The organism is Paenibacillus sp. FSL R5-0912 (genome assembly GCF_000758605.1).
GTDB lineage: Bacteria > Bacillota > Bacilli > Paenibacillales > Paenibacillaceae > Paenibacillus_AQ.
In genome coordinates this window covers 1,513,295-1,535,297 of sequence record NZ_CP009282.1, presented here as the reverse complement: position 1 = coordinate 1,535,297, position 22,003 = coordinate 1,513,295, and the positions used below count along the sequence as shown (strand labels likewise).

Annotated in this window: 21 protein-coding genes and 1 pseudogene; 15 read left to right on the top strand and 7 right to left on the bottom strand. The window is 52.2% G+C overall.

Going from position 1 to position 22,003, the window contains the following annotated elements; all coding sequences use genetic code 11:
- Positions 1–126: 126 nt before the first annotated feature.
- Positions 127–843 carry a tRNA (guanosine(46)-N7)-methyltransferase TrmB gene (gene trmB / locus R50912_RS06675; protein WP_042233380.1) on the bottom strand — a complete coding sequence of 239 codons (717 nt, stop codon included), beginning with the start codon at positions 841–843 and terminating at the stop codon, positions 127–129.
- A 334-nt stretch (positions 844–1,177) separates the two neighbouring features.
- Positions 1,178–1,360, bottom strand: a complete 183-nt coding sequence (locus R50912_RS06670) for a hypothetical protein (RefSeq protein WP_039301551.1) — start codon at positions 1,358–1,360, stop codon at positions 1,178–1,180.
- A gap of 244 nt (positions 1,361–1,604) precedes the next feature.
- On the opposite strand from R50912_RS06670, the gene R50912_RS06665 reads away from it, so the two are divergent.
- From R50912_RS06665 to R50912_RS06645, 5 genes are all read left to right on the top strand, one after another.
- A complete protein-coding gene (locus R50912_RS06665) occupies positions 1,605–2,561 on the top strand; it encodes a tRNA modification radical SAM protein MnmL/YtqA (RefSeq protein WP_042233378.1) in 957 nt (318 codons plus the stop codon).
- The gene (locus R50912_RS06660) at positions 2,561–3,166 is read left to right on the top strand and encodes a tRNA 5-(aminomethyl)-2-thiouridylate-methyltransferase MnmM (protein WP_042233376.1); all 606 of its coding nucleotides are present in this window, start codon (positions 2,561–2,563) and stop codon (positions 3,164–3,166) included. The genes R50912_RS06665 and R50912_RS06660 overlap by 1 nt, the downstream gene beginning before the upstream one ends.
- Entirely contained in the window at positions 3,167–3,556 is a 390-nt protein-coding gene (locus R50912_RS06655; RefSeq protein WP_042233374.1) for a VOC family protein, read from the top strand.
- Between the two features lie 212 nt (positions 3,557–3,768).
- Positions 3,769–4,737, top strand: a complete 969-nt coding sequence (locus R50912_RS06650) for a type I phosphomannose isomerase catalytic subunit (RefSeq protein ID WP_042233372.1) — start codon at positions 3,769–3,771, stop codon at positions 4,735–4,737.
- 105 nt (positions 4,738–4,842) lie between these two features.
- The gene (locus R50912_RS06645) at positions 4,843–5,805 is read left to right on the top strand and encodes an alpha/beta fold hydrolase (RefSeq protein WP_042233369.1); all 963 of its coding nucleotides are present in this window, start codon (positions 4,843–4,845) and stop codon (positions 5,803–5,805) included.
- A gap of 391 nt (positions 5,806–6,196) precedes the next feature.
- Here R50912_RS06645 and R50912_RS06640 read toward each other — a convergent pair whose 3' ends face one another.
- The 4 genes from R50912_RS06640 to recQ form a co-directional block, all read right to left on the bottom strand.
- Positions 6,197–7,039 carry a P-loop NTPase family protein gene (locus R50912_RS06640; protein ID WP_042233367.1) on the bottom strand — a complete coding sequence of 281 codons (843 nt, stop codon included), beginning with the start codon at positions 7,037–7,039 and terminating at the stop codon, positions 6,197–6,199.
- A 303-nt stretch (positions 7,040–7,342) separates the two neighbouring features.
- Positions 7,343–7,894: a histidine phosphatase family protein gene (locus tag R50912_RS06635; RefSeq protein ID WP_042233365.1), complete on the bottom strand. Its 552-nt coding sequence runs from the start codon at positions 7,892–7,894 to the stop codon at positions 7,343–7,345.
- Between the two features lie 208 nt (positions 7,895–8,102).
- Complete coding sequence (locus R50912_RS06630; RefSeq protein ID WP_042233363.1) at positions 8,103–10,070, bottom strand: B12-binding domain-containing radical SAM protein; 1,968 nt, start codon at positions 10,068–10,070, stop codon at positions 8,103–8,105.
- 15 nt (positions 10,071–10,085) lie between these two features.
- A complete protein-coding gene (gene recQ, locus R50912_RS06625) occupies positions 10,086–11,912 on the bottom strand; it encodes a DNA helicase RecQ (RefSeq protein ID WP_042233360.1) in 1,827 nt (608 codons plus the stop codon).
- A gap of 187 nt (positions 11,913–12,099) precedes the next feature.
- Here recQ and R50912_RS06620 point away from each other — a divergent pair, with 187 nt between their 5' ends.
- The 9 genes and pseudogenes from R50912_RS06620 to R50912_RS06580 form a co-directional block, all read left to right on the top strand.
- Entirely contained in the window at positions 12,100–13,704 is a 1,605-nt protein-coding gene (locus R50912_RS06620; RefSeq protein WP_231637793.1) for a spore germination protein, read from the top strand.
- Positions 13,697–14,794, top strand: a complete 1,098-nt coding sequence (locus tag R50912_RS06615; protein WP_042233357.1) for a GerAB/ArcD/ProY family transporter — start codon at positions 13,697–13,699, stop codon at positions 14,792–14,794. The genes R50912_RS06620 and R50912_RS06615 overlap by 8 nt, the downstream gene beginning before the upstream one ends.
- On the top strand, positions 14,791–16,014 hold the full coding sequence (locus tag R50912_RS06610) for a Ger(x)C family spore germination protein (RefSeq protein WP_042233355.1): 1,224 nt from the start codon (positions 14,791–14,793) through the stop codon (positions 16,012–16,014). Before R50912_RS06615 ends, R50912_RS06610 begins: the two co-directional genes overlap by 4 nt.
- Before the next feature lie 37 nt (positions 16,015–16,051).
- On the top strand, positions 16,052–16,246 hold the full coding sequence (locus R50912_RS36400) for a CLC_0170 family protein (RefSeq protein ID WP_042233353.1): 195 nt from the start codon (positions 16,052–16,054) through the stop codon (positions 16,244–16,246).
- 82 nt (positions 16,247–16,328) lie between these two features.
- Complete coding sequence (locus R50912_RS06600) at positions 16,329–17,381, top strand: RluA family pseudouridine synthase (RefSeq protein WP_081956398.1); 1,053 nt, start codon at positions 16,329–16,331, stop codon at positions 17,379–17,381.
- A 147-nt stretch (positions 17,382–17,528) separates the two neighbouring features.
- Positions 17,529–18,044 carry a hypothetical protein gene (locus R50912_RS06595; protein WP_042233351.1) on the top strand — a complete coding sequence of 172 codons (516 nt, stop codon included), beginning with the start codon at positions 17,529–17,531 and terminating at the stop codon, positions 18,042–18,044.
- 23 nt (positions 18,045–18,067) lie between these two features.
- Positions 18,068–18,463: a hypothetical protein gene (locus tag R50912_RS06590; RefSeq protein ID WP_042233348.1), complete on the top strand. Its 396-nt coding sequence runs from the start codon at positions 18,068–18,070 to the stop codon at positions 18,461–18,463.
- A gap of 60 nt (positions 18,464–18,523) precedes the next feature.
- The gene (locus tag R50912_RS06585) at positions 18,524–19,093 is read left to right on the top strand and encodes a TetR-like C-terminal domain-containing protein (protein ID WP_042241755.1); all 570 of its coding nucleotides are present in this window, start codon (positions 18,524–18,526) and stop codon (positions 19,091–19,093) included.
- 192 nt (positions 19,094–19,285) lie between these two features.
- Positions 19,286–20,875 (top strand): annotated as a pseudogene (locus R50912_RS06580) (oleate hydratase); the annotation flags it as partial.
- Between the two features lie 96 nt (positions 20,876–20,971).
- Here the strand turns inward: R50912_RS06580 and R50912_RS06575 are convergent.
- Positions 20,972–21,694 carry a DsbA family oxidoreductase gene (locus tag R50912_RS06575; RefSeq protein WP_042233344.1) on the bottom strand — a complete coding sequence of 241 codons (723 nt, stop codon included), beginning with the start codon at positions 21,692–21,694 and terminating at the stop codon, positions 20,972–20,974.
- Positions 21,695–21,820: 126 nt separating this feature from the next.
- Between R50912_RS06575 and R50912_RS34800 the strand changes: the two genes are divergently transcribed.
- Positions 21,821–21,997: a hypothetical protein gene (locus R50912_RS34800; protein WP_156122988.1), complete on the top strand. Its 177-nt coding sequence runs from the start codon at positions 21,821–21,823 to the stop codon at positions 21,995–21,997.
- Positions 21,998–22,003 lie beyond the last annotated feature (6 nt).

The window sequence follows — 22,003 nt, the reverse complement described above, 5'->3', positions numbered from 1 at the left end:
CTTAAGGTATGACTCTACTTATATTTGGTTGAGAAACGGCAAATGGCAGCCCTGGGAAGTTTCCCCGGACTGCCATTTGTACTATACAGCTAATAATGCGGAATGATATTCTTACCCGTGGGCGGACTACAGGCGGTATTTGTCCAACCGTGAGGCCTGATACTGCCTCATTGCCTCTTCCCCGACAATGGCCTCACAGCGCTGAATGTTCACTCCGCGTCCGTAAAATTTGGTTTCGTATTCCGTCATGACATGCTCTTCATTGATCACGCCGCCTTCATGCAGATCAAGGGAAATGTTCTTCATCTGCAGACCATAGTCGGCAAAAGCATTCAGGGAGAATTCAAACAGGCTGCGGGAATCCGTCTTCAGGTGGATTTCGCCAAGCGGACTAAGCAGCCCGCGGTATTTGTCGAGAAAACGCGGATGCGTCAGACGCCGGCGGGCATGCTTGCTCTTCGGCCACGGATCGCTGAAATTCAGGTAGATCCGCTCCAGTTCACCCGGAGCAAATACTTCCTCCGCATAATCGATATTAGCCAGTGCCACTCTGACGTTCGGCGGCGTCTCTTCCCCTGCCGGCTCCCACACATTTCTGGCTTTCTCGGCTGCACGCCGGACCAGTTCATCGTACATATCCACGCCGATGAAATTGATACCGGGATATTTGAAGCTCATTTGGCTGATGAACTGCCCCTTGCCCATTCCGAACTCCACATGAATCGGATGATCATTGCCGAACAGCTCTGACCACCGGCCCTTCAGGCTGCGTGGATCAAGGATGACCAGGTCAGTCTGCTCCTCAAGGCTTTCACGTATTCCTTTTCTTCCGCGTAAACGCATTAAGTATTCCTCCGCTTATCTCTTATTGCATTATCTGTGAATAGGGAGCTGCGAGGAAATTAGTACCCGCTTTTGTTGACAAAATCTCCACGGTTTTGGGAGTTTTGTCAACAAATTAGCGGTACTTTATTTCGTCGCAGTCTCTAGGATAACTGCCACTTGCAATATTGTGCCGAACTTGCCGTCAAAAGTAAAGGGATTTAAGCAGGAAGCTGAAATATCCCTGCAATAGTTCAAAAAAAAAAGGATTCCCCGTCCAGCCTGAAAAAGGCCGGTTGGAAAATCCCCTTTTGTTGTATTTGGAATTGGGGTCCATTTTTCAACAGTACATAGTCTACCTTGCCGGAGCGTTAAAATCAAATGTCTTCTCGAAGGCACTGCGGATCTTGCGCTGCGCTTCGGTCTTAATCTTGTGGTTGCCGTTAAATTCCACGCCTGTCAGGGCAAGGGCCTCATCGGGAGTCAGCTGCACATCAATCGAACCTTTATTATCGGGAAACACCGTTGGAGAATTCATCGTTATCACCTCTATGGTTTATTATGGACCGGACGACACGAAATTATGAATTCAAAAATGTGATTGTGGTTGCTGCAGCGGCTTTTTTACACTTTAAATATAACATATTGTGTAAGCATTTACAAGCGAAATCCCGGCTGTTTCCTGCTTATTTCTAGCCCTTTTCCGCCGGATTTCCGGGAGTAATTGTTACGCTCCTCTTTGATTTTTGATACAATGGGAAGGTTAATGAAAGGAGCTGCACATGTCTAATCTTCTACAGACCTCCTCTCCGCTTCTGTGGGGGGATAAACGGTTCCATACCTGGAACTATGAAATGCGTGACCAGATGGATACCAAGGTGTTCAAGGTCATGCTGGATGCCGGCTTCACCTGTCCAAACCGTGACGGTTCCATCGCCAAAGGAGGCTGCACTTTCTGCAGCGCCAGAGGGTCTGGTGATTTCGCCGGAAGCCGCCGCGATGATCTGGTAACCCAGTTCAACAATGTACGTGACCGCCAGCACTTGAAATGGCCAAACGCTAAATATATCGGCTATTTCCAGGCCTACACTAATACGTACGCTCCCGTTGAGGAGCTAAGGGAATATTATGAGGTTATCCTGCAGCAGCCGGGTGTGGTCGGCCTCGCCATTGCTACCCGGCCGGACTGCCTGCCCGATGATGTGGTCGAATACCTTGCCGATCTGAACAAGCGCACCTATCTGTGGGTGGAGATGGGGCTTCAGACCATCCACCAGTCCACCTCCGATCTGATTAACCGGGCGCATGATACTGCCTGTTATACCGAAGCCGTTGCGAAGCTCAGACGTCACGGTATCCGGGTCTGCACCCATATCATTCACGGGCTTCCGCAGGAAACGCACGAGATGATGCTGGAGACTGTATCTGCTGTTGCCAACATGGGCGTGCAGGGGATCAAAATCCACCTGCTTCACCTCATGCGCAAAACGCCGATGGTAAAGCAGTACGAAGCCGGTCTGCTGCGCTTCCTGGAGCAGGATGAGTATGTGAAGCTGATTGCCGACTCGCTGGAGATTCTGCCGCCGGACATGATTGTCCACCGCCTGACCGGCGATGCTCCGCGCGATGCCCTGATCGGCCCGATGTGGAGCCTCAAGAAATGGGAAGTTCTTAATGCCATCGACCACGAGCTGATTGCCCGTGATACCTGGCAGGGTAAGTATTGGAGGAAGAGCTAATGGGCTTCATGTCCGTCCTTAGCTTTGCTCATAAACTAACCGCCGAGCGGCTCGCCCCCGGCGGACGGGCCATTGACGCCACCGTAGGCGCAGGTGCCGACACCCTGTTCCTTGCCAAGGCGGCGGGGCCGCGCGGCGGGGTCTACGGCTTCGACATCCAGCACGCGGCGCTGGCTCTTGCCGGAGAGCGCCTGCGGCTGGCCCGGGAGGAAGCGCCTGCTGCGCTGTCTCCCGTGACCCTGCTGCAGCGGAGCCATGCAGCAATGGCTGAAGCCGTTCCGCCGGATTGGCGCGGAACGGTCTCTGCGGTGATGTTCAACCTCGGCTATCTGCCTGCAGGCGATGCCGACAAGACCATCATCACCGAGCCGGAGAGCACGCTGGCCGCGCTGGAGGCGGCGCTGCTGCTGCTGCGCCCGGGCGGGGTCATCACGGCCGTGCTGTATCCCGGCCACGAAGGCGGCGGCCGTGAAGCTGCCGCCGTGGAAGCCTGGGCCGCCGGACTGGCCCAGCCTCACGCGCAATCCATCGTGTATCGCCAGCTGCAGCGCGATTCCGCCCCGTATGTTGTAGCTGTAGAGAAGAAAAAAGGAGCTGATCACTAAATGGCAGTAACCAAAATGGAGCATGTTGGCATTAAAGTGGACATTCTTGAGCGTTCACTGCAATTTTACCAAGAGGTCATCGGCTTGACGCTTCAGGGTATTCTGGGCCAGCCTGGAGATGAAGTGCGTCTCGCCTTTCTCAGCTTCCCCGGACAGGCCAGTGTGGAGATTGAACTGATTGAACGGGCATTCGGGGGTCTGCCGCAGGAAGGACGGGTAAGCCATACCGCCTTCACAGTCGATGACATTGAGGAAGAGCACAGTAGACTTGCCGGACTCGGCATCCCGGGACTGACCGGTATTTCAGAGCTCGCAAACGGCAGCCGCTATTTCTTCTTCGAGGGACCGGACAGCGAGAAGCTTGAGTTCTTCCAGCCGGCGCATAGATAGCCCTGCTTCCAATCACCCTGGTATCGCTCAATCAATGTTGTAATAAGTACAACATAACCATGATGCTGCCAATAATGTGTGAGCTTAAGCCTGTCACATATGATCCGGCTTGGTTGACCCGCGTTTGACCGGTTACTTATTGGGTTATAGTCCGATGTACCGTTTAAATATTAAGTTTTAACCATTCTATAATCAGGAAGGAAGATGTTGTAATGACGAAACCATATCCTCTGAAATTTCAGCCGGAGTTCAAAGAACGTGTCTGGGGAGGCCGTGCGCTGGAGAAATTCGGCCTGGAGCTGCCGGAAGGCCATATCGGCGAAGGCTGGATGATCGCTGACCACCCGAACGGAACTTCTTCTGTAGTGAACGGCGAACTCGCCGGACTAGGTCTGGATGCCATCCGTGAGCAGTTCGGACATGAATGGTTTGGCAGCAAGGGTATTACGGAGGACGGCGGAAGATTCCCGCTGCTGATCAAGCTGCTCGATTGCAATGACAATCTTTCCGTACAGGTACACCCTACTGATGATTATGCCGGATTACCCAAGGGCGAACTGGGCAAAACAGAAATGTGGTACGTGCTGGATGCCAAGCCGGGCGCCAAAATCATCTACGGTCTGAAAGAAGGCGTAACCCGCGAGGTTCTGCAGGATGCTCTCGAGAACGGGACCGTTATGGACAGCCTGCAGGAAGTGACTGTAGCGGCAGGAGATTCTTTCTATATTCCCGCAGGCACCGTTCACGCCTTGTGCGCAGGTGTCGTTGTAGCCGAAATCCAGCAGAACTCCGACACTACATACCGGATTTATGATTACGACCGTCCCGGCCTGGACGGCAAACCGCGCGAGCTGCATATTGAGGATTCCCTGAATGTGACTGCCTATGAAGGTGCAGGCGCGACCTCGATGAAGACAGACGGTGCAGTGGCCGGTGAATGGCTGCAAATCGCCTCCTCCCCTTATTTCATCGTAGAAAAAGGTGTGGTCGCCGGTGAATGGCAGCTTGCCACCACGGACGACAGCTTCACCATTCTGGTGATCTGTGAAGGCAGCGGCCACCTGATCTGGGAAGACGGCTCCCAGCCTTATGCAGCGGGCGAATGCTATCTGCTCCCGTCCAGCCTCGGCGCCTACAGCATTGAAGGCATGTCCACCGTTCTCCGCTCTTATCTGCCGTAAGCAGCAGCGGTTTACATCCATTCATAACTGGTATACCGGGCAGATTTAGTATAACGAAGTACTCTTACGCTAGGATTGCTGAATTTAACTTTCAGGAGGACGGCGATGACAGAGAACACCTTTACCATGACCGATCCACTAGGCGTCAAAATCCATGTCTATGAATGGCTGCCGGAAGCTGGAGCCGACGTCAGAGGGGTCGTGCAGATCTCTCACGGCATGTGTGAAACGGCTGCGCGTTATGCACGTTTTGCGTCCGCGCTCACCGCAGCCGGTTATGCGGTGTATGCCAATGACCACCGGGGCCATGGCCTCACCGCCGGCCAAGTCAATCTGCTCGGCGATACCGGGGAGAACGGTTTCTACTGGATGCGCCGCAATCTGCTGCAGCTTGCGGGAATCGCCTGCTCCCGGCATCAGCATGTGCCGATTTACCTGTTCGCCCATAGCATGGGTTCATTCCTGGCCCAGAAGCTGATGTGCGAAGTAGGCAATGAGATTTACAGCGGCTTCATTCTCAGCGGCACCAATGGTCCCCGGAGCATGCTGCGGCTGGCAGAATCCCTCTCGGCAATGCAGTTAAGGCTTCAAGGAGACCACCATCGCAGCGTATTGTTGAACGGACTTGTTTTTGGCGCATATAACCGTTCCTTCTCACCGGTCAGAACAGCCTTCGACTGGCTCAGCCGTGACCAGGAGGAAGTGGATCAATTCATTGCCGATCCTTTCTGCGGAGCGATCTGCACCACCCGCTTCTTCCGGGATTTCTTCCATTTGCTGCGGGAGCTTCATACCAGGACAACGCTGCTTACTGTATGCAAAGACAAGCCTGTTTACCTGTTCTCCGGGGAGAAGGACCCTGTGGGGATGAACGGTCATGGGGTGAAACGTCTGGCTGGGCTCTACCGGAGCCAAGGAATACAGGACGTAGAGTACAAACTGTATCCTGAAGGCAGGCATGAGATGCTGAACGAGGTCAACCGGGATGAGGTCACCGCCGATGTACTGGACTGGCTTGCCCGCCACCTCCCTGCCGGCTCCATGCGGCTTCAGCCTACGGCGAATTAGCTTCAATGGAGCTTTGGCTCTGGTACCCTGGCTGACCATTCATGTAACCCGCAGGGGAAAGGATGAGAACTGTCAGCAGCTTAAGATATATCTTTAAAATAAAGCGAGGCACCCCGTACCTGACGGAGTGCCTCGCTTTCGGTTATGCTGCCAAAGTTCTGTTGCTGCCAGGGTCTCCACCTGATTGACGCCGCAGTATTTTAATTGTACCGAATACAGTTATCCCTGCTCATCCGGCTTTTCGCCGTATTTTAACTGCACGAAATACAATTATCTGCTAGGCTCTCTGCTTGAGAATGGTCTCAATCCTTACCGATTGCACCGAATTCAGGCCCAAGCTTGAGGATGATCCAATTCCAGGTTCCATCGCCCATCTGCCTTTAAAATCCCTTCAGTTTATTCCTGATAATACCTTCACTAAAACCTGTCTGTACGCATCTAAATCATATGAAGAGTTGTTTACTTTGCGCTTAGCCATATTCAAGCTGCTTAACATGGATTCTTCTAAGTCCCTTCTTGCCTTAAGCACCTGCAGAGTTCCTTCCAAGCCGGTGTAACCCTGTTTTTTGCCAAACCCTTGTTTGGTGTAATAGTCAACAAAGCCTTCAGACCATTCTTGGGGTCTCTCTTCAACAGCCTTGCCGAAGGAATACTCAAGATCGTTCTGGTCAACGTATATCAGAAGCGGATTCAGCGCTTCAGATATGGCTGCCAGTTCAACAACATAATTTGTGATGTCTTCCTTGGCAGCATCATGTTTGATCATTCCCATGGTTACAGGATTCTGTATGAAACAACAATCGAAAATATAAAGGTCAGCGCCATTTAAGGCTCTCTCCGCAAACTGCTTCCATTTTGCCGTAATCAGTTCCCTGTTTCGGTCTAGCGGCAATTCATACACATCGTGCTTCACCAAAGTATCCAGCATTTCATTTGGAATACTTGAACTGTGTTCATTGATTAGTTTCCGGTATTCCACGAAATAACTATTCCCTTGATTCCATGTATATGGGCTTAATAAATCCCTAAATTCCTCATAGGCGCTCAATAGATCATCGTATTCAACTTCATCTAGATAAGCGACTCCATCATAATCAGCAGGATGGTCCAAATTCCCTTCAAGGAATAGCTGAGCCCTAAGATTATTCTCTGTAAGAATTTCATGCACCAGCTGAGCCGTGGTTGATTTCCCGGAGCCCGGTAAGCCCTCAATTAAGATCAATTTAGTATGCATATAGTAGTTCCTCCAGTCATTTTTAGGAGGATAGGCAGGTAAGAATCAAGGGAGATGCGTATTTCCCGCGACACGACAATAAAGCGGATACCAAAAGGGTATCCGCAGAAGTGGTTTTATGACACACCTTATCCTGCATACCCTGTAAGATTAAAGAAAGACATGCCTAATACAATAGTGCGTTCACTATTTCAGACATTCTTCCGGCTTGTTAATCTTTACAGAGTCATCCACATGATACGGTTTATGCTCCTTTACAGGCATCTCATTCCTGATATTAACACCGGATACCGCCAATTACAATTACGTAATTCCTATTACAGCCTGTGTTTTATTATATCCGGTAATGGAGGCATGCGGAATTTCTTCCATCTCTCCTACGAGGGTACGAAAAGCCATGCCATGTCCGGTAATGATCACTTTTTCAAATCCGAGATATCTGTCAATCACCTTCTCCACGCGGTTCTTCAGCAGTTCTTTGGACTCCCATTGCTTGGTTGCCCCTGGAGGATATACCCCAAGATTAGCATCATAATCGTTCCCCAGCTCTGCAAGCTGCTCCAGGGAATCATATTCAAAGGTTAAGTCAGGCTGCCATTCCCTTAAATCCAATTCAACCTTTATGTCTAAACCGAGTTCCTTGGATAAAATAGCGGCCGTTTGAAGTGCTCTTGTGTAAGGAGAAGAAATAATGACCTCCGCTTCTTTCAGCCGCTCATCTTGCGCTGTCCGATATACCTGGTTCACTCCTGCTTCCGTAAGAGGTACCAGATCCCGGCCATGGCCCTTTAATTTGTACTGCTCATTGATGTTCCTATCGGGTTCACCATGGCGGATGAGATAAAACTGTGTCATTGAAATCCTCCTGTCTGTTATTGGTACTCAATCTATTCGCTACTCGTTCTACACAATCCTACCCAGTCGTATTTCTTAATGGAGGCTTGCCACTTTCTTCATATCCCATCTGCTGAAGTAGTTGAGCGCCATGCACACAGCAAAAAGCCGGAGCTTCATTGCCCCCAAGGGACAACCGTAAGCTCCGGCCATTTCAGCAGGCTTCCGTCTATATAGGCAGCGCGTAATACTGCGCCCGCTGGCTCTCATCCTGCTGATAGAGCACAATCAGCAGCGTACTGCCGCCGCTGGAACCGGGATGCGCATCCGCCACGGCCGGTACTGTGTCCCCGGCCACAGCTACTGCAGCTTGCAGCAGTGCTGCCGGAGCCACCGTAGCTGCCGTCCCGGCCGTAGTCAAGCTGCCGGACATGCCTCCTTCGGCTTTGTCGCTGCCTTCATAGCCAGCCACGGCAACCGTCGCATTCTCTGCCGCCTCACCTTCAGCACCAGCCAAGCCGTCAAAACGCAGCCCGCTGATCGAATCCAGCACCGGCGCAAGCACGAACGGCAGCACATCCAGCACGATGTACTTCTGCAGTTCACGCTCGCTTAAGCCTGCCTCTGCCAGCTTGGCCGAAATACGCTCCGGCTGCTCCGCAATCTGCTTCAGGTACTTCGCCCATTCTGACTTATCGAGCACATCATCCCACCAGATTTTGCGCGGCTTGTACTTATGGCCCAGGAAGTAATCCAGCTTCATCAGTCCGGTGATAATCTCCATGGAAGCCGTGCCCCGGTCTGTCAGGAAATCATGCAGCCGGGTGAACAGATCCTCGAGCTGATGCCCGATCTTCTGCCAGCCCCGCGCTTCCCAGTAGTCGCCGAATTCCTGGAAGAAATCGAACGGGGACGGGAAGACATGGCGGATCAGATACTTGACCGAGTGATCCAGCCGGTGGCTGTTCCAGTACTTCTCCAGTACATCCTCCAGCCGCTTCAGGCGGATAATATCGGAGAAGGGCATCACATGGCTGCTGAGAATTTCGTACGGCGCATGCTCCATATACGTATAGTCGTATTTGGCAGCCTGGGCACGCAGCCCGGTGCCGCGGAGCATTTTGAGGAAACCTAGCTGCAGCTCCTCCGGCTCCATGGCGAATACATCATTGAAGGTCTTGCGGAAGGTCGAGTAATCCTCCATCGGCAGTCCGGCAATCAAATCGAGATGCTGGTCGATATTGCCGCTGGCCTTGATCTTCATTACCGTGCGGGACAGCTTCGTGAAGTTCTGGCGGCGTTTGACCAGTTCGTTGGTCTCATCATTGGTCGACTGCACACCGATCTCGAAGCGGAAAACTCCGGGCGGCGCATTCTGCGCAAGGAAATCCAGCACCTCCGGACGCATAATATCCGCTGTAATCTCGAATTGGAACACACAGCCCTGATGATTGTCGATCAGGAACTGGAACATCTCCATCGCGTAATTGCGGTTGATATTGAAGGTGCGGTCGAGGAATTTGATCACCTTGGCCCCGCCTTCAATCAGATAGAGCAGATCGGATTTCACCCGTTCAATATCGTAATAACGCACGCCTACCTCGATGCTGGACAGGCAGAACTGGCAATTGAAAGGGCACCCCCGGCTTGTCTCAAAATACACAATGCGCTTGCTGAGCTCCGGCAGATCCTCCGCGAACCGGTGGGGCGTCGGCAGGGTATTAAGGTCGCTTTTGGGACGCGGCGGGTTGACGATCAGGTCCTCCCCCTTGCGGTAGGCAGCGCCGTATACAAAATGATATTTATGCTCATCCCGGATCTCCTGCAGCAGATGATGGAAGGTCTCTTCCCCGTCCCCATTGACTACGAAGTCGATTCCGGCTTCCCGTTTCATCCAGTAGAGCGGCTCATAAGACACCTCCGGCCCGCCAAGTACGATCTTCACCTCCGGCATCACCTGCTTGAGAATTGAGACCAGCTTGACTGTTTCTTCGATGTTCCAGATATAACAGGAGAAGCCGATCACATCCGGCTGCTTCTGGAAAAGGTCCGACACGATATTCATCACGGGATCTTTGATGGTGTATTCCGCCAAAAGGATATCTTCGAATTCATGCTCGCTGTACGCCTTCAGAAGCCGGATCGCCAGCGATGTATGAATATATTTGGCATTTAATGTGGCCAGGATGATTCTCATGCCTTATAACCTTCTTTACATTTCATTTTGAAAAAACTCCAGGAATGCCTTACCGTATTTACGATACTTCACTTCGCCGACACCCTTCACTCTCAGCATCTCGCCTTCAGTCTGCGGGCAAACCACGCTCATCTCGCGCAGTGTCGCATCATTGAAGATGATATAGGACGGCACATGCTCGCGCCCCGCCAGCTCGCGGCGGATCAGACGCAGCTGCTCGAAGACCGTCTCGTTTACGGCCGACGGTGAATGGTCGCGCGTCCGGCTGCGGTCCCGCGTGCCGGAGGTGACCAGCGTGCGGGCCACGCGCTGGTGAACCTCACGCTGGCCGCGCAGCACCTCTGCTGCCAGCGGCTGAAGCCGCACGACCGGATACTGGCCTTCGGACAAGGCCAGATACCCCTCTGAGATCAGCACATTGATGCTCTCGGTAATCTCCTTCTCGCTGCGGCCCGACATCGCCCCGTGGGTCGGCAGCTTCTCGAAGCCGTACTGCAGCACCTTCTGGTTGCGCGAGCCCTTCAGCACCGAGGACACCAGCGCCACCCCGTAGCGTTCGCGCATACGGTGGATACAGGAGAAGATCTTCTGTGCATCCACCGTCATGTCTACCAGCTGCCGTTCATCGGTACAGGAGCTGCAGATGCCGCACGGATCGTCGTCATGATTCTCGCCGAAATAATCCAGCTGTGCACTGCGCAGACAGCGGGTGGTGTAGCAGTAATCAATCATCTGCTGCAGCTTGCGGTATTCATTGGCTTTGCGCTCTGTGTCCTGCGGATTCTGCTCAATCAGGAACTTCTGCGTCATAATATCCTGCGCACTGAAGAGCAGAATACAGTCACTCGGCTCCCCGTCGCGGCCGGCACGTCCGGCCTCCTGGACATAAGCCTCCATATTCTTCGGCATATTGTAATGAATGACATAACGAACGTTAGACTTGTCGATCCCCATCCCAAAAGCATTCGTGGCCACCATGACGCGGATATCGTCATACAGGAATCCTTCCTGGCTCTCGGCCCGTTCCTGGTCGCTCATCCCGGCATGGTAGCGGCCCGCGGCGACTCCCGTCGCCTGCAGCCGCTGATAGAGATCATCCACCTCTTTGCGGGTGGCGGCATAGACGATGCCCGGCTGATGCGAATGCTGCGCCGTGTAGTCCAGCACGAATTCGCGCTTATTCTCTCCGCGCAGCACTTGCATGGCCAGATTATCACGGCCAAGTCCAGTCATGAAGACACCCGGATCGCGCAGACGAAGCAGCCGGACCATATCCTCCATAACCTCAGGTGTAGCTGTAGCGGTGAAAGCGGCCAGGATTGGCCGCTGTGGCAGCTCCTCTACAAACGGCGACACCGCCAGATAGCTGGTGCGGAAATCATGGCCCCACTGCGATACGCAGTGCGCCTCATCGACAGCTACGCAGGAGATGGACAGACCCGCCATCTCCAGGCGGAACCAGTCCAGCTCCAGACGTTCCGGCGCCACATAGAGCAGCTTCAATTCGCCCCGGCGGGCGGCACGGATCCGGTCATTCACTTCTTTGCCGCTTAAGGTGCTGTTGATATAGGCTGCAGGAATTCCGGCGGTAGTAAGGGCGTCCACCTGATCCTTCATCAGCGAGATCAGCGGGGATACAACAAGTGTAAGTCCCGGCAGTAGCAGTGCAGGAACCTGATAGCAGATCGATTTACCGCCCCCGGTAGGCAGAATGCCCAGCGTGTCGCGGCCTTCGAGTAAGTTGTTCACAATTTTCTTCTGGCCTTCCCGGAAATCAGGATAACCGTAATATTTTTGCAGTTCAGCCTGCGCTTGTTCCATTAGTGATCCTTGCATCTTCATATCTCTTCTGACTCCTTAAGACTTTCTACCTTTAGTTTACCGGGCAACAGGGTACTTAGGCAACCGCTTGAAGCAGATATCATAGCACTCCTTTTGGGCCTGTTACATAAAATTTACATAAAAATCACGCGTTCAAGCAACACTTTATAGAAATACATTCAAATTGTACTGCTGAGGAGGCGGCCACTTGCAAGCCTGGAAAGATATATATACCTCTTATATGCACAAGCAGCAGCAAGCTTCTCCTCCAGAGCCTGACAAAAGTCCGCTTACAGGAAATCTGCAGGCCGATTTACAAGCGCTGCAGGCACGGCTCGGCGACAACGGCGACCTCGTAGTCCGCGACTTCCAGCTCTTCGGAGCTCACCAGGCCGCAATGCTCTTCTTCTCTTCACTGGTTAATATGGAGCAGGTGCGCGAGCATGTCCTTAAACCCTTAATGGCCGGGCCCTCCGGGCATCAGGATATTCCGGATTCTATTGCCGGCATGATCCATTATATCTGGAGCACAGCCGTCCAGGTAACACAAGGAACCACCACTACAGACATTTCTGTGCTGCCTGACGCGGCCGTGAAGGGTGAGCTAATTCTGCTGATAGAGGGAGTGCCCGAAGCCCTCGTACTCGATATGCGCCAGATTGACATGCGCGGCGTGGAGCAGCCGCAGACCGAGCAGGTCATCCGCGGCCCCCGTGAAGGTTACGTGGAGAAGCTGGAGAATAACCTCTCCCTGCTGCGCTATCGGCTTCAGAGCACGGATTTCCGGATCGAAATCAGCCCGATCGGAACACGTACCCAGTCGAGGGTGGCATTATGTTATATCGAGAGCATTGCCGACAGCGGGCTCGTTGCTGAAGCGATGCGCAGAATCTCAATGATTGATACCGACGGCATTCTTGATGCCGGATATATTGAGCAGTTCATCGAAGACCAGCCGCTGTCTCCGTTCCCGCAGGTACAATGCACAGAGCGGCCCGACAAGACGGTTGCCGCTCTGCTGGAAGGGCGGGTTGCCATGCTTGTCGACGGTTCTCCCTTTGCTGTGATCGTCCCTGCTCTGTTCAACCAGTTCTTTCAGACGGTAGATGATTACACAGAGCGTTTCATTATGGGCAGCCTGATCCGTATGATCCGTCTGATCGCTTTAGCCTGTTCCCTTTTTTTCCCGGCGTTCTATGTTTCTGTAATCTCGTTTAACCCCGAATTAATGCCTACAGAGTTCGCCGTGGCCATCTCGGGTGGAAGAGCCGGTGTCCCTTTCCCTGCTGTACTGGAAGTGCTGATCATGGAGGTATCCATGGAAGTGCTGCGTGAAGCCACCATCCGCCTCCCGCAAATGATCGGCGGAGCTTTATCTATTGTAGGCGTCCTTGTCATCGGCCAGGCCGCCGTGGGTGCCGGGCTGGCCAGCCCGATCACGGTCGTCATTGTCGCGCTTACGACAATCGGCTCTTTTGCCACACCGGCGTATAATGCCGCAATCGCACTGCGGATGCTTAGGTTTCCTCTAATAATACTGGCTGGGATGTTCGGCCTGTATGGTGTAATGATCGGCACGATCCTTATTGTGAATCATCTGCTGTTTCTGGAATCCTTCGGAGTTCCATACATGTCGCCTTACGTCCCGGGGAAGTGGCGTGACCTTAAGGACACTCTGGTCAGAGTTCCTCTGTGGTGGATGCGCCGCCGCCCCAGCTTCCTGCATGCCAAGGATAACACCAGGATAGCTGGCAGCGTTTCCTCCGCTTATGTAGATCAGATCCTCAGTCAGGAAGGTGAGACCGATGAGTAATTTCAGGCAGATCACAACAGCTCGGGCGGCAGCCGTCATCTGTAGCACGATTATCGGCGTAGGAATACAGAGTTTCCCCCGTTTTATGATCGCAGCAGGGGATAACAGTGGGCCTTTTATCGCGCTCACAGGTGTGATCATCTCCTTTTTAATCTACTATGTGCTTACCTCTCTATGCCAGCTTTACCCCAAAGAAACTCTGTTTGTGTTCAGCCGCCGTTTGATCGGCCGTCCGTTCGCTGTATTGTTCACTGCTGTGATTATGCTGGTGTTCGTTATACAGACGGGCCTTACCGCCCGCCAGTTCGGCGATATCGCCACAACCGTGCTCTACCGGAAGACACCCATTGAGGCCACCATTTTTCTGCTGCTGTTCGTATGCCTGCTCTCCTCCAGGCGCAATATTGTGAAATTTTCTTATATCCATGCCTTTTATTTACCGCTGATTGTCGGCTCTATCGTAATCATGATTCTGATCTCAATGGACAATATTACTTTGCTTAATCTTCAGCCTATTCTTATGCCCCTGAATCACAAGTTTTGGAAAGGGGCACAGATCGCCAGCTATTTGTTTCAGAGCTCATTCGTAATCACACTGCTGATTCCCTTTATGGTGAAGCCTAAGCAGGCCGTACGGGCAGGAGCACTGGCAATCTTCACGTCCGGTGCCATTTATCTGCTGATCGTTATCACCTCACTGGGAATATTCGGTGCTGAGGAGAGCAAGCTGCTGATCTATCCCACTTTGGAGATGGCCCGGAATGCAGCCTTTGAGCAAGGAGTCTTTGAACGGCTGGATGCCATCTTTATAGTTCTTTGGGTCATTTCCGTCTACACAACGGTCTACACTACGTATTACGTATCTGCTTACCTTATACAGAATCTGTTCGCTCTCCGCGACCAGCGTATGGCTTCCAGTGTCCTGCTCCCGGTGGTGTTTGCCATATCCATGTTTCCTACGAATGTATTTGACACTTATTATTGGTCTCTGCAGCTCGGGAATGCCGTAATGGTTCTGCTGATTGGCTATCCGCTGCTACTATGGCTTGCGCACTTGATCCGGCTTCCAAGAAAGAAGGTTCCCGCATGAGTAAATGGCTTCTTCGCAATTCTGCACTGACCCTGCTGCTGGTTTTTATCGCTCCGCTTCTGGCGGGATGCTGGGATCAGGTAGAGATTGAAGACCGCGCGCTTGTGCTTGGCCTCTCCATCGACAAGGTCAAAGCGGAAGTGGCAGAAAAAGAAGATAAGGTCACTCATATGGATAATGATTCTTTACCTGCAGAATACATCAGTGTTACGGCACAGATTGCAGTTCCCGGAAGGGTTCCTCTTGGGCCGAGCAGCGGAGGCGGATCTAGTGAAGGAAGCTCAAATCCGCTATGGGTGGTACATGTATACGGCATTTCACTGGACGACGCTATGAATAATCTGCAGCAGCAAATTGCTGACCCGCGTTACCTGGTTCATTTGCGGATCATTATCATCAGCGAGGGTATCGCCCGGGGCAATTTCAATGAGCTGAACGATTATCTAAGGCGTAATCCGGAGATCCGGCGCAGAACCTGGCTGCTTGTGTCCGAAGGGCCGGCTTCAGCATTTATGGATCTGGAGCCCCCGCTTCAACGTGTGCCTACGCTCTACATTTTGGCCATGATGGAGAAATCCGTCGCCTCCGGCAAGTTCCCCCGGGATTGTATCGGCACGTTCTGGTCAGCACATTCCGCATGGGGACAAAGTGCTTACCTTCCCTATATCGCACTCCGTGATAAAGATAATATTATGATCAAAGGCCTGGCTTATTTCAGCGGCGGAAAAATGGTCAGCAGGACCGTACCGATTGAGATCGGCGTATTCATGGCCATCCAGGGAATAGACCCCGGGGGGTACTCTGCCCTCTTCAAAACGAAGAATCTGGGAGTCGTTATGACCAAGACAAATGAACGCTTTACCCGGGTCAGGAGCCGAATCACTGAGGGCAAGCCCCATGTCTCCTATGAGATTTTTCTGGAAGGGGATTTGGATGAGCACTACAATAGTGACAAACCGGTCAATTCATCGGCCAATCTGCATGAGATTGAACGGGATTTCGAAGAAGGGATCAGCAAGCTGCTGACCGGATTGATTCAAAAAACGCAAAAGGATCATTCCGATATCTTTGGTATGGGTGAAATGATCCGAAGCAAACATCCTTCATTCTGGAAGCAGCATATCCATGGAAAAGACGATTGGGAAATGATGTACAGCACTGTGGAGGTCGATATCAAATTGTCTCTGCGCCTCCGGAGAGTCGGACTTAAAGATCAGTAAAAATCGCGAATGTACAATATTTTCACTTTAGAGAGGGTTGATCTGCATAATCCGGTTACTCACCTGTTCCTCGATCATTCTGTTTGTCTCCGCGCTGCTGATGCTGACTGTAGATTCCAGGATATATAAAGACAGAGGCTGGTTCCGGGAGAAAAAATACGCTGCTGTTATGGGATGGATCTACTGTATTCTCAGCGTATTTATTCTTATCGGGCTGATGATTTATGTCTAGTTATCCCCGCGCTCTCCGTAGTATTTCTTCACAGTGCATGGTATATTGAGGAGTACAATCTTACAGGACGGAGAATGCAGGCATGAATACAAGAAGAAATCCGAAAGAGGGTTCCAAGCGGTCCGTGAAGCCCGCAGCAGCCTCCAAGGCCCAGCCTAAATCAGGAACCAGAAATCAGGGGAACAAGACCTCTAATCATAAACCGGGAGCAAGGCCGGGAGCACCTGCCAAAACAATATCTAAAACACCAGCTCAGATAAAGTCCTATACGGTGTCCGAGCCCGCAGAGCTGCTGCCTTATCTGCTTAAGACGATTACGAACAAGGGACGGAATGCAGTCAAGTCGATGCTGTCCCGGGGACAGATATCGGTGAACGGCAAGCCGGTGACCCAGCATAATCATCAGCTCCACCCCGGCCAGACCGTGACAATTGATCAGGAGAGGCATGCAGAAGCCAAAGAAATGCTCGGCCTGACCATCGTTCATGAGGATGATGATATCATCGTCATTCAGAAGGATGCCGGACTGCTGTCGATTGCTACCGGAGAAGACAATGAACTGACAGCTTACCGCCAATTGATGGAGCATGTGCGCCTGACGAATCCGAAGAACCGCGTCTTTGTGGTACACCGGCTGGACCGTGATACCTCAGGAGTCATGATGTTTGCCAAAAGCGAGGCGATTCAGCAGTCCCTGCAGAACAGCTGGAAGGAGACCGTCAAGGAACGTTCCTACGTGGCGCTGGTGGAAGGCGCAGTCAAGAAACCGGAAGGCACTATCAGTTCATGGCTGAAGGAAACTTCAACGCTGAAGATGTACTCCAGTCCGCATGAAGGGGACGGGCTGCATGCCGTAACCCGTTATAAGCTGCTCCAGGCCAACCGCCATTTCTCCCTGCTGGAAGTGCATCTGGAGACCGGCCGTAAGAATCAGATCCGTGTGCACATGGCGGATATCGGGCATCCGATTGCCGGTGACAAGAAATACGGCGCAGAGACCAAAGCCGTAGGCCGTCTCGGACTGCATGCCCGCGTTCTCTCGTTCGCTCATCCTACTACGGGAGAAATCTTGACCTTCGAGAGTCCGATTCCAAAGACATTCCTGAAGTATACCGCACCTGCGCCGACGAACTAAACAAGCCGGCTAATTTCTTTGAAGGGCAAATGAGAGGCATTTATGCCTCTCATTTGTCATTGCAGGGATTCTTCGATTCATCCGCATTCTTTATCACTTTTTTCTGCGTCATGGTACAATACAGAGAAACGTGAGAAGGTGCCGCTCTTGTTCCATCCTACTGTCTTTGACAATATTAAAATTGCTTTTGAGAACCAGATCTACGATTACGATAATCTGGATGGAATCCTCGTCGTGACGGATCGGTCGGATATGCTGAACCTCGCGCTGATGTCACGGGAATTCAGCCTTGCGTTCAAATTGACTGAAGGCAATAATGTAACCTCCGAAATTATACTGCAATCTTCGGTGAAGGATCTGGGTGACGAAATTCTGGAAACACCGGGGAGCGATCCCGGCTGCACTCTTCTATTACGATTTTATATGGAGATTGACGATGTGAACGTGCAGTGTCCTGCGGCGGAGAAGATTCTGTCTACGATCTGGGGGCCGGATTTCCAGCCTGTCCAATCCCTCAGCTTCCGCTACGGTCAAGAAGGCGATACCTACAATAACTGCATAGAACTGCAGTTCAAGCGACAAATTACTGAAGAACAAATGGAAGATATTCCGAACCTTCTGAAGTTCCTGCTGCAAAGCGCCGGGGAACTGGAGGAGGTATAATTCTTAAGGCGGGTGAACTGCTTATGAACTTTCTGCCTCCTGCCCGGATAGGCCGCTGGCTCTGGTGGTATGTCAGTTATGCGCTGATTGTGTGGCTGCTGCTGATTCTGCACCGGTTCGTGCTGCTCGGCGAGGGTTTCGATCTTCTGATCTTACTGCGCTGGGCTGCTCTTGCCATCGTGCTCTCCGGCATTATTAACAGCTTCGGCTGGTATGGTGCCCGGCTGGTGTGGATATTCTCGACCGCAGGTGTTGTGCTCGGGATCAGCCTGATGTTCATGTACACTTCCCGCGATATGTCAGGCTGGGAGGATCTTGCGGGCTTTTTGTCTTTTCTCCTGTTCACGGCGGGTGGTTTCGTCCTGGGTTTGCTTGTGGAAGGCAGCCGGCTGCTTGTTCAATATTTGCGCAGACGCTGATGCCTTCTGCTGGCCGGACTCTACCCTTATACAGGTTTACAAGAGGAGCTGATGACCCTGATGTCCAATTCCTTGCTGACCAAAAATGCGCTCGCCCACTCCCTGAAAGAGCTGATGGCACATATTCCGCTGAACAAAATCTCCGTCAGGCATCTGGTTGACGACTGCGGAGTGAACCGGCAGACCTTTTATTATCATTTTCAGGATATCTTTGACCTCCTGGGCTGGATCTATAAGACTGAGGCGGTCGAGAGCATTGCCCAGTACCGCAGCTACAGCACGTGGACGGACGGCTTTCACCGGATTTTCTGCTATATCGAGAGCAATAAAGCCTTCTGCTGCAACACGCTGGACTCGCTTGGACGGACACATCTCGACGCCTACTTGTATGAAGTAACTAATGATCTGATCATGGGAGTCATTGACGAGCTGGCCACGGGAATGGATATCAGGCTGGAGGATAAGCAATTTATCGCTAACTTCTATACGCTGGCCTTCACCGGGCTTGTGATTCAGTGGATGCGCGACGGCATGAAGGATCAGCCGAAGCATGTGATTGAGAAGCTCAGTGTGCTGATCGAGGGAAATTTTCTGAAGGCGCTGCATAAATATGAACAGGCGACGTCGTAACCCTCCGGGCTGCTTACCCGGGTAAGCAGCGAAGCCAAAGCCCCACAGTGTGGGGTTTTTTTCTGTCCAAAAACTATACACTTTGCTCGATATGACCAAATTTCATACACTCGCGGACTTTTGATGATACCTTCCACAGCGGCGCTATATTACACTCGGTTCAGGTACAGCAATCAAGCAAACCTATGGAGGCGACAATCAGTGAAAAAAGAGTACGGTAACGAACAGGTGTATTTTGTCGGCGGCGGAATTGCATCACTTGCGGGTGCGGCATACCTCGTCAGAGACTGTGGTTTTCCCGGACAGAACATTCACATTATTGAAGAGATGAAGATCCTCGGCGGCAGCAATGACGGCTCAGGCAATGAGGAGCACGGCTATGTGATCCGGGGCGGCCGGATGCTGAACGACGAAACCTATGAGAACCTATGGGAACTTCTAAATACGATTCCATCGATTGACCAGCCGGGGCTGACGCTGCGGGAAGAAATCACCCAGTTCGATGATGCCAATCCCACCCGCTCCAAGGCGCGCCTGGTCGACAGCAAGGGTGAGATTCAGGACGTCAATTCAATGGGCTTCGATATGGCTGACCGCCTGGCCCTCGGCAAGCTGATCATTACTCCGGAGGCCAAAATGGGCAAAGCGCGGATTAATGACTGGTTCGGGCCGCATTTCTTCACCACCAACTTCTGGTATATGTGGGCGACTACCTTCGCCTTCCAGCCTTGGCATAGTGCGGTTGAGCTGAAACGGTATATGATCCGCTTCATTCATGAATTCCCGAGAATTCAGACGCTCGAAGGCGTAACCCGCACCCCTTACAATCAATATGATTCGATTATTCTGCCGCTGCACCAGTACTTGGAACCGTTTGGCGTAGATTTCACGTTAAAATGTACGGTAACCGATCTGGAATTCAAAGAAGGCGACGGCATTACCGTTACGAAAATGAAGGTCTCCCGCCAAGGCGTGGAAGACGTGATCGAGGTAAACGAAGGCGACCGTGTCATTATCACCAACGGCTCGATGACCGAAGGCTCCAGCCTCGGATCGATGACCTCCGCACCCCGCCTGAACGGCAAGGGCAGCTCCTGGAAGCTGTGGGAGAATATCGCCGCCAAGAAGCAGGGTCTCGGCAATCCTTCGTCCTTCGACGATCATGTGGACGAGTCCAAATGGGAATCCTTCACGGTTACCTTCCAGGACTCGAAGTTCTTCGACCTCATGGAAGACTTCACCCGCAACCGTGCCGGCACTGGGGCACTAGTGACCTTCAAGGATTCCAGCTGGCTGATGTCCGTTGTATTGGCCTTCCAGCCGCATTTCCGCAACCAGCCGGAGCATGTCAAAGTATTCTGGGGTTACGGACTGTATCCGGATAAGGTCGGTGATTATGTCCACAAGAAAATGTGTGACTGTACCGGCGAAGAGATCATGCAGGAGCTGATTGGCCATCTCCATTTCGAAGCGCATAAGGAAGAGATCATGGCTACAGCGAACTGCATTCCATGCATGATGCCTTATATCACTTCCCAGTTTATGCCACGGCTGAACAGCGACCGGCCGCAGGTTGTACCTGAAGGCTCCACTAACCTGGCCTTTGTCGGCCAATACTGTGAAATCCCGGATGATGTGGTCTTCACGGAAGAATATTCCGTCAGGGCGGCCCGAATCGCTGTCTACACACTGTTCGGCATGGGCCGTCCGGTTGAGCCGATTAAGGAATACCAGCATGATGTGCGCACGCTGTTATCGAGCCTTGTGACTTCGTTCAGATAGTACTGTTATATGGCCCGAAATAGGTAAAAGAAATACCCCGCTGCATGGAGAAAATCCATACAGCGGGGTATTTGTGTGTAGTCTGCCTAAACGGAATCAGATGCTGCAGGAGCCATCATCACAGCCGTCAGCATCCTCTGCCTTCGCCTGTGGCTTGCCGACTACCTGGAGCACAGGGGTATTCTGCTCTTCGGCCCAGACGGTATCCAGGACTTCGATGAATACCGGACCCGGCTGCGCGCCGGACACCGCATACTTATTGTTGAAGACGAAGAACGGCACGCCGGTGATATTCAGCAGCCGGGCTGCATCAATATCTGCATTCACCTGATCAGCATAAGCGTCACTCTCCAGCACCGCAGCCGTTTCAGCCTGATCCAAGCCGACTTCAGCGGCCAGCTCAGCCAGTACCTTGCGGTCACCGAGGTTCAGCGAGTCAGTGAAATACGCGCGCAGCAGCCGTTCGGTCATTTGCTGGGCTTTACCCTTTGTACCCGCGAAATGGCTTAAGCGGTGACCGTCAAACGTATTGGTCGACTGGACCGTATCAAAGTTGAACTCAAGACCCACACCCTGCGCTTGTTCGGCAAGCTGTGCGTTCGTAGCTTTAGCCTTGTCACGGGTCATGCCATATTTGGCAGCCAGAATGTCGTGAATATCTCTCGTTTCGTCGGTGCGCGCATTCGGATCGAGCTGGAAGCTGCGGAATACGACCTCCACTTTGTCACGGTCCGGGAACTGGCTCAGGGCGTGCTCCAGCCGTCTTTTGCCGATATAACAGAACGGGCAGGCATAATCGGACCATATATCTATTCTCATGGGAATTCCTCCTGAAATGTATTGGATGTAACGCTGTACTACAATTGACGAGTCTTACATGTCACTTACTATTATATAGTTAAAAACCGAAAATTACAAACAAACTTTCTGCCATCCGCAGATTGGATGCTTGCTTACGGCGGGTCTGTTGATATATGCGGCAGCTATCCCAAAATCGCCCCGTTCCGCAACAAGCTGCTGTATGCCTGTATAGCCGCCATCGGCTTCTATGCAGGCATACAGCAGCTATACGGCTTCTATGTAGTCGCAGAGCATCAGATCTGCAACGGGTTCGCCAATTAGAGGAGT